Raw genomic sequence first — 7,410 nt, 5'->3', positions numbered from 1 at the left:
CACGGGTCCGCCGGTGCGGACAGGGTCAGACGGTCGTGGTCTCCTGCACGCAGGCCGCCACGGCCTCCGCCACGGCCGGGGCGACGCGGGGATCCAGGGCCGAGGGCACGATGTGCTCCGGGGCCAGTCCGTCCGCGGCGGCGATCTCCGCGATCGCCCGGGCCGCCGCCAGCTTCATGACCGGGGTGATCCGCCGCGCCCCGGCGTCCAGGGCGCCGCGGAAGATGCCCGGGAAGGCCAGCACGTTGTTGATCTGGTTCGGGAAGTCCGACCGGCCCGTGGCCACCACGGAGGCGTACTTCGCCGCGACGTCCGGCATGATCTCCGGGTCCGGGTTGGCCAGGGCGAACACGATGGCGTCGGAGGCCAGTTCGGTCAGGAACTCCTCGGGGATCTTCCCGCCCGACACCCCCACGAACACGTCCGCGCCCTCGAGGGCGTCCTTCGCACCCCCGATGAGACCGCGCGGGTTGGTCCGGGCCGCGTAGCCGGCCTTGATCGCGTTGAGGTCGTCCCGCTCCCGCGAGACGATGCCGCGGGAGTCCATCAGCACCACGTCCTCGATGCCCTGGGCCAGCAGGATCTCCGTGATCGCGACCCCGGCCGCGCCCGCGCCGGCGATCACGACCTTGAGCCCGGCCAGGTCCTTGCCCACCAGCCGCGCGGCGTTGAGCAGGGCGGCCAGGACGACGACGGCGGTGCCGTGCTGATCGTCGTGCATCACCGGGATGTCCAGCTCCTCGATCAGCCGGGTCTCGATCTCGAAGCAGCGCGGGGCCGAGATGTCCTCGAGGTTCACGGCCCCGAAGGTGGGGCGCAGGAGCTTGACGGTGCGCACGATCTCGTCGACGTCCTGGGTGTCGAGCACGATCGGGATGGAGTCCAGGTCCGCGAAGGTCTTGAACAGGGCGGCCTTGCCCTCCATCACCGGCAGGGACGCGGCGGGTCCGATGTCGCCCAGGCCCAGCACGGCGGAGCCGTCGGAGACCACGGCCACGAGCCGGCCGGCCCAGGTGTGCGTGCGCGCCATGGCGGGTTCGGCGGCCACCGCGCGGGAGACCTCCGCGACGCCGGGGGTGTAGGCGATGGACAGGTCGCGGCGGGTGGCCAGCGGGGACTTCGACACCACGGAGAGCTTGCCGCCCTCGTGGGAGCGGAAGATCTCCTCGTGCGTGATGGGGCCGGTCTGCTGGTTCTCGTCGCTCATGCGCGTTCCTCGTGCTCTCGTCGTTGAGTGCGAACAGGGTCCCGGCCATTGTGCCCCACGCCGGAGATCCTGTCCCCGCACGTGTGACGTTCCGCGAACCCCCCGGTGCGCCCGGACCCGGACGGCAAGGAGCCCCCGGACCGTGCGGTCCGGGGGCTCTGCTCGCGGGGTCGGACGCGCGGCGCCGACGGTGCGCGGTGGGGATCAGATGATGGACCGGCCCCCGGTGCGCGCCTTCTCGAAGCGCTCCTGGACGTCGGCCCAGTTCACGATGTTCCAGAAGGCCTTGACGTAGTCCGCCTTGACGTTCTGGTAGTCGAGGTAGAACGCGTGCTCCCACATGTCCAGCTGCAGCAGCGGGATGGTGGCGACGGGAACGCCGTTCTGCTGGTCGTACATCTGCTCGATGACCAGGTTGCCGCCGACGGGCTCGAGGGCCAGGATCGCCCAGCCGGAGCCCTGGATCGTGGTGGCCGCGGAGGTGAAGTGGTCGCGGAAGGCGTCGAAGGAGCCGAAGTGGTCCTCGATCGCCGCGGCGAGCTCACCGGTCGGCTTGTCGCCGCCCTCCGGGGAGAGGTTCTGCCAGAACACCGAGTGGTTCACGTGGCCACCCAGGTTGAACTGCAGGTCCTTGGACAGCTTGGCCGCGGCGGCGCCGTCACCGTTCGCACGGGCCTCCGCCATCTTCTCCAGGGCGGTGTTCGCCCCGGCCACGTAGGTGGCGTGGTGCTTGTCGTGGTGCAGCTCCATGATCTTCGCGGAGATGTGGGGCTCGAGCGCCGCGTAGTCGTAGGGAAGATCGGGAAGGGTGTACTTCTCGGCCATAGGAGAATCCTTTCGATAGCTGTCGTGTGGTTCCACCCTCGACCCGCGCGCGAGCAGGGGTCAAGGAGGTTCCGCCACCAGCGTACGGTGCGCTCCCGTGCGGAACGCGCGGGAGCTCAGAAGAAGTCGGGCGGGCTCTCGAGCGGACAGCGGGGCGGGTCGGAGGTCAGCTGGGACGGGACCGTGAACTCGTAGTCGCCCGTCTCGATCATCCGTCCCAGCGTCTCCAGCGCGGTCCGGGCGCTCCGGCGGGCGGCCGGTTCGAGCAGCTGCCAGAGCCAGGCCTTCGACTCCGTGAACCGTCCGTCCACGACCTTCACGATCCGGGTGCCCCCCTCCACCTGTTCCCAGGTGATGGTCACCAGCAGATCCACCGGTCCCTTGGTGGTGCGCATCCCCAGGCGACGGCCAGGGACGTGGTCGGAGACGATGTTCACGAAGGCGAAGCGGAGGGGTCCGACGCGGACCGTGGACTCGATCGACGTGCCGAGTTGCAGCACGGCCGTGCTGACGTGGTAGTTCCGCTCCGGGATCGGGTTCCATCGGCGCAGGCAGCCGGGGTCGAGCAGGAAGCGCTCCACCAGCGCCGGATCCGCCGGGACCACCACGGTGTCGACCAGCCGGAACGTCATGGTGCCCTTCAGCATCGCGGCCTCCGCTCCCCGCTCGGAGGCGCGTCCGGGGCGGAGGGACGTGACGCACGGACGGGAACAATTCGCATGTGCACACATCTACTCTAGCGGCGGGTCCTCGCGACGCCCTCACCTCCGGGTGCACAGGGGGTGGAGAACGTTGTCCACAGCTGTGGAGGAGCGTGTGCAAAGATCGAACACCTGTACGCCCGCCCCCCGAGGGAGGGCGCTGTCGCAGGTGAGCGCGGGGTCGGCGGAGCGGACGCCGCTGTAGTTCCACGGATGGAAGTTATCCACGCTGTGGACAACGCCTGTGGAGAAGCTGTTGAGAAGACCGGATCAGGACGTCACGGGGAGTCGCGCAGGGCCTCGCGGTCCACCCGGACGGGGACGGGGCGGCCGGCGCCCGGACGGGCGCGCCCCCGGACGGGGGACAGGGTGGCCGGCGACCGGGCCGTGGGCGCTCCCCGGCCGGGGGACGTCCTAGCGGCGGGCGCGGGAGCGCACGAGGACGGCGAGCGCTCCGCAGGCCAGGTAGCAGACGAGCACCACGGCCCAGCCCACCGCGAAGGAACCCGTGAGCTGGAGCAGGCCGCCGAGGACGAGCGGACCGGCGCAGAACCCTGCGTACAGGCCCATGGTCACCACGCCGGTGGAGGCACCCACCCGTTCGGCGGGCACGGCGCGCATCGCCCCGGACATCACCACCACGCTCACCGCGAGCGCCGCGCCGCCGTGCAGGACGGCCGCCGGCCACACCGCCCACGCGAGGCCGGGGTGCAGGGGGGCCAGGATCAGCAGCACGGCGCTCGCGGCCGACCCCAGGGCCATTCCGGCCAGCAGGACGAAGCCGTCCGCGCGCGGCCGGTCCATCACGCGCGCCCACAGCACGCGCGAGGCGATGCCCACGAGCGCGGAGACGGACACGGTGGCCCCGGCGGCGACGACGTCGAAGCCCAGTTCCCGGTGCGCGTAGAGCGGCAGGTAGACGTTGGCGGCCTGGGCCCCCAGCCCGGTCAGTGCCGCGGCCGCGGCGTACGCGCGGACGACGCCGGGCATCGGGGGCCGCACGGCGGGGCGTGCCCTCCGGGGCCGGAGCCCCGCCCGGGACCGGAGCGCCGCCCGGGACCGGAGCGCCGCCCGGGGCGAGGGTCCCGCCGGAGCACCTGGGAGGTTGTCCGGGACCGTCCACCAGGCGTGCACGAGCAGGATCAGCACCGCGCCCACGACCACCAGGACGGCGGTGCGCCAGCCGAGCAGCAGCCCGAGGGCGGGAAAGGTCAGGCCCGCCACGAGCTGCGAGGCCTGCACGCCGGCCTGCTTGATCCCGAGCCAGCTCGCGCGCCGCGCGACGGGCACGTGCAGGCGGATGAGCCGGTTGGTCGCGGGATTGGCCATGACCTGCCCGAGCCCCGACAGCACCATGGCCAGGAGCAGCACGCCGTAGCCCGGCGCCGCGGCGGTGAGCAGCATCGCCAGCGCGGCCCCGCCGAACATCACGACCAGCAGGGTGCGCGCGGTCAGCCGGTCCGCCCAGCGGCCCGCGCGCACCGCGGCGAGGGCGGCCACGAAGAAGGTCGTGGTGGCGAGCAGCCCGAACTGCGCCTCCGTGAGCTCCAGGTCCTCGATCACGAGGGGGCTCATCGCCGAGAGGCTGTGGGTCAGCAGCGGGCCCACCGCCATCGTGGCGGTGAGCACGAGCATGAGGTGTGCGCCCGGTCCGCGGTCCCGGGTCACCGAGCCTTCTCCCGGGGCGGCCGGTCGGCGGCGTGCAGGCCGACGACGCACGCGACGATCCCCGTCAGGAAGAGGGCCTTCGCCCAGGAGAGATGCTCCTGTCCCGTGCCGGCCGCCCACGCCACCGTGAGCACGGCGCCGATGCCCGTCCACACGGCGTAGGCGGTGCCCATCGGGATCACCCGGGCGGCGCGCGCCAGGGTGAGCATGCTCACCGTCAGGGACACGGCGAAGAGCAGGCTGGGGCCCGGCCGGGAGAAGCCCTCGGACGCGCCCAGGGCGGTGGCCCAGACCGCCTCCAGGACTCCGCTGACCACCAGCAGGGCCCAGGCGCGGGCGCGCCGGTCCCGCACCGCCTGCGCCGTCCGGGGATCAGCCGACAACTTTGAGCCCGATCACGCAGCCGACGATGCCGAGCACCAGCAGGATCCTCAGGGGCGTGGCGGACTCGCGGCCGGTCAGCATGGACCAGGCCACGGTCAGGGCCGCGCCGATGCCCACCCAGACGGCGTACGCCGTGCCCGTGGGCAGACCGGCCATGGCGTAGGCCAGCCCGGCCAGGCTCACGGTGGACGTCACGACGAACACCGCGGCGGGCACGGGGCGGCGGAGGCCGTCCGAGGCCGCGAGCGCGGAGGCCCACACCGCCTCGAGGACGCCCGAGAGCACCAGCACCAGCCATGCGCTCACGGCGTCAGCGCTTCGGGACCACGCGGATCCACAGGAATCCGTGGGCGTCGATCAGCAGACCGTGCCGCAGGTCGAGCTCGGTGCTGCCGTGCAGCTCGACGGCCTGGGGCAGGAACCCCGAGAGGGTCTCGCCCGTGACGAACTGGGACCAGTCGGAGAAGTTGGCCAGGCACAGCACCAGCGTGTTGACGCCGGGGCGCTGGTAGCCCAGCACGTGAGGGTTGCGCGCGTCGAACGGGACGAGCGTGTTGCCGTCGAACTCCGGGGCGTTGCGGCGCAGCTCGACCATCCGGCGGATGCCCCCGAAGATCCGGCCCTGCACGGAGAACAGCTCGTGGCGGCGCTCGTAGTCCTGGACGGGCCGCGGCGGGCGGTGCACCCACCGGGCGTCCCCGGCGTGGTCCGGGTCCTCGTTCCAGGAGGGGTCGTTGAGCTGGCCGACCTCGTCCCCCAGGTACAGCAGGGGGACGCCGCCGGTGCTCATCGTCACGGAGTGCGCGAGCAGGATCCGGTCCACCGCGGGCCCCGGGTCCCCGGCGAGGCCGAGCAGCGACGCCGTGGTCCCGCACACGCGGCAGTCCCCCGTGCGGGGGTTCTCCTGGAACGGGACGCCGTCGGCGAAGCTGCCGGGGTGGCGTCCGGTGTAGAAGGCGTTGAGGAAGCGGCGGTGGTCGTGGCCGTCCACGCCCAGCCGGGCGGCGTCCTCGTCCGAGAACGTCCAGCCGATGTCGTCGTGGCCGCGCACGTAGTCCACCCACGCCGTGCCGGGCGGGAGGGCGTGGCGCTCCTCGAGGGCCTGCGCCAGCAGCTTCGGCTCACGGGTGGCCATCGCCTCCCACGTCAGGGCCATCTGGAGCGGGTTGTAGGAGAGCTGGCACTGACCGGGCTCGATGTACCGGGCCACCTCGTCCGGGTGGACGATCGCCTCCGACTTGAACAGCACGGCCGGGGCGGCGATCCGGCACAGCGCGTTGTAGGCGCGCAGCAGCACGTGGGCCTGGGGCAGCGACTCGCACGTGGTGCCCAGCTGCTTCCAGATGAATGCGACGGCGTCCATGCGCAGCACCTCGACGCCCTGGGCGGCGAGGAAGAGCAGCTCGGCGGCCATCGCCCGGAAGACGGCGGGATTGGTGTAGTTGAGGTCCCACTGGAAGGAGTAGAAGGTGCTCCACACCCACCGAGGGTCCTCCTCGGTGGCGCGGACCCGGGTGAAGGAGCCGGGGTGGTCGTCCGGGAAGATCTCCCGAGTGGTGAGCTCGAACTGCTCCGGGACGGTGCGGTCCGGGAAGATCCAGTAGTAGTCCTCGTACTCCTGCTCACCCGCGGCGGCCCGGCGCGCCCACTCGTGCTCGTCGGACGTGTGGTTGAAGACGAAGTCGAGGACGAGACTGATCCCGTTCCGGCGCAGCTCGCGGCTCAGCTCGGCGAGCTCCTCCGTGGTCCCCAGCGCCGGGTTCACGCGGCGGTACGACGACACCGCGTAGCCGCCGTCCGAGTTGCCCTTCGGCGCCTCGAACAGGGGCATGAGGTGGAGGTAGGTCAGGCCGAGCTCCCGGAAGTAGGGGATCTGCTCCCGGATCCCCTGCAGGTTCCCCGCGTACCGGTCCACGTAGCAGACCCCGCCGAGCATCTGCCGCGCGCCGAACCACGCGGGATCCTGCTCGCGCCGCGCGTCCAGGGCCTTGAGGTCCTCGGGGCGCTCGGCCCAGGAGCGAGCCATCTGCAGCCCGAGCTCACTGAGCTGTTCGAGGAAGTCCTCGCGGTGGCCGTAGATCTCGGCGAAGAGCAGCGTCAGCCGGGGGAAGTGCTCGTCGAAGCGGCGGTCGAAGTCCGCCCACCCCGTGCCCGGCAGGTCCGCCGGCCGACCTTCCTGCACCTTCTGGCGTACGCACGCGGTGATCACGCGTGCCTGGTTCTCCGGCGACAGGCCCGGGATCCCGGGCGTACTGGTGTTCGGCACACTGCTCCTTCGGTCGTCCACCCCGGGGCGGGGCGGTCTCCGAACTCGAGATCCTCCTTGACGACGAGCCCTCGGATGGTCAGGAACCTGCTCCCCGCCGGTCGGCGGGAGCGGTCCGCCCCTCAGCATACTGATGCGCTCCCGGCTTTTCACCGGATGACCGGGTGTGCCTCCACATCCCTGTGCACAGAGTTGTCCACAGGTGTGGACGACTCCTGGGGACACCGTGGAGAGGGACCGCCGGTACCGCGCCGTCGCGGGCCGGCGGGTCTGCCGGGCCCCGGGGAGATGTCGCCGTGGGTGTGGAGAACCCTGTGCAGCGCGGGCTCCACGGGCCCGGTGGCGCCGTCGTCGGCCCC

Annotated in this window: 7 protein-coding genes; all 7 read right to left on the bottom strand. The window is 72.1% G+C overall.

The window, feature by feature from the left end:
* Positions 1-25 precede the first annotated feature (25 nt).
* The 7 genes from ACH9D2_RS01865 to ACH9D2_RS01835 all read right to left on the bottom strand — a co-directional run bounded on the left by ACH9D2_RS01865 (position 26) and on the right by ACH9D2_RS01835 (position 7,051).
* Complete coding sequence (locus tag ACH9D2_RS01865; protein ID WP_396361060.1) at positions 26-1,207, bottom strand: NAD(P)-dependent malic enzyme; 1,182 nt, start codon at positions 1,205-1,207, stop codon at positions 26-28.
* A gap of 204 nt (positions 1,208-1,411) precedes the next feature.
* Entirely contained in the window at positions 1,412-2,032 is a 621-nt protein-coding gene (locus ACH9D2_RS01860) for a superoxide dismutase (protein WP_396361059.1), read from the bottom strand.
* Between the two features lie 116 nt (positions 2,033-2,148).
* Positions 2,149-2,679: an SRPBCC family protein gene (locus ACH9D2_RS01855; protein WP_396361058.1), complete on the bottom strand. Its 531-nt coding sequence runs from the start codon at positions 2,677-2,679 to the stop codon at positions 2,149-2,151.
* 468 nt (positions 2,680-3,147) lie between these two features.
* Positions 3,148-4,401, bottom strand: coding sequence for an MFS transporter (locus tag ACH9D2_RS01850; protein ID WP_396361057.1), 1,254 nt, complete (start codon positions 4,399-4,401; stop codon positions 3,148-3,150).
* A complete protein-coding gene (locus ACH9D2_RS01845; RefSeq protein ID WP_396361055.1) occupies positions 4,398-4,784 on the bottom strand; it encodes a DMT family transporter in 387 nt (128 codons plus the stop codon). The genes ACH9D2_RS01850 and ACH9D2_RS01845 overlap by 4 nt, the downstream gene beginning before the upstream one ends.
* Positions 4,774-5,091, bottom strand: coding sequence for a DMT family transporter (locus ACH9D2_RS01840; protein WP_396361054.1), 318 nt, complete (start codon positions 5,089-5,091; stop codon positions 4,774-4,776). Before ACH9D2_RS01840 ends, ACH9D2_RS01845 begins: the two co-directional genes overlap by 11 nt.
* 4 nt (positions 5,092-5,095) lie before the next feature.
* A complete protein-coding gene (locus ACH9D2_RS01835) occupies positions 5,096-7,051 on the bottom strand; it encodes an alpha-amylase family protein (protein ID WP_396361053.1) in 1,956 nt (651 codons plus the stop codon).
* Positions 7,052-7,410 lie beyond the last annotated feature (359 nt).

The sequence above is a fragment of the Kocuria rhizosphaericola genome (assembly GCF_044462205.1).
GTDB lineage: Bacteria > Actinomycetota > Actinomycetes > Actinomycetales > Micrococcaceae > Kocuria > Kocuria rhizosphaericola.
The sequence above is the reverse complement of the archived record's forward strand: the minus strand, read 5'-3'. Positions and strand labels throughout refer to the sequence as shown.

Excerpts from the sequence above, each read along its gene's own strand:
- ACH9D2_RS01865 (WP_396361060.1), bottom strand. The coding sequence starts at position 1,207 with ATGAGCGACGAGAACCAGCAGACCGGCCCCATCACGCACGAGGAGATC.
- ACH9D2_RS01860 (WP_396361059.1), bottom strand. The coding sequence starts at position 2,032 with ATGGCCGAGAAGTACACCCTTCCCGATCTTCCCTACGACTACGCGGCG.
- ACH9D2_RS01855 (WP_396361058.1), bottom strand. The coding sequence starts at position 2,679 with ATGCTGAAGGGCACCATGACGTTCCGGCTGGTCGACACCGTGGTGGTC.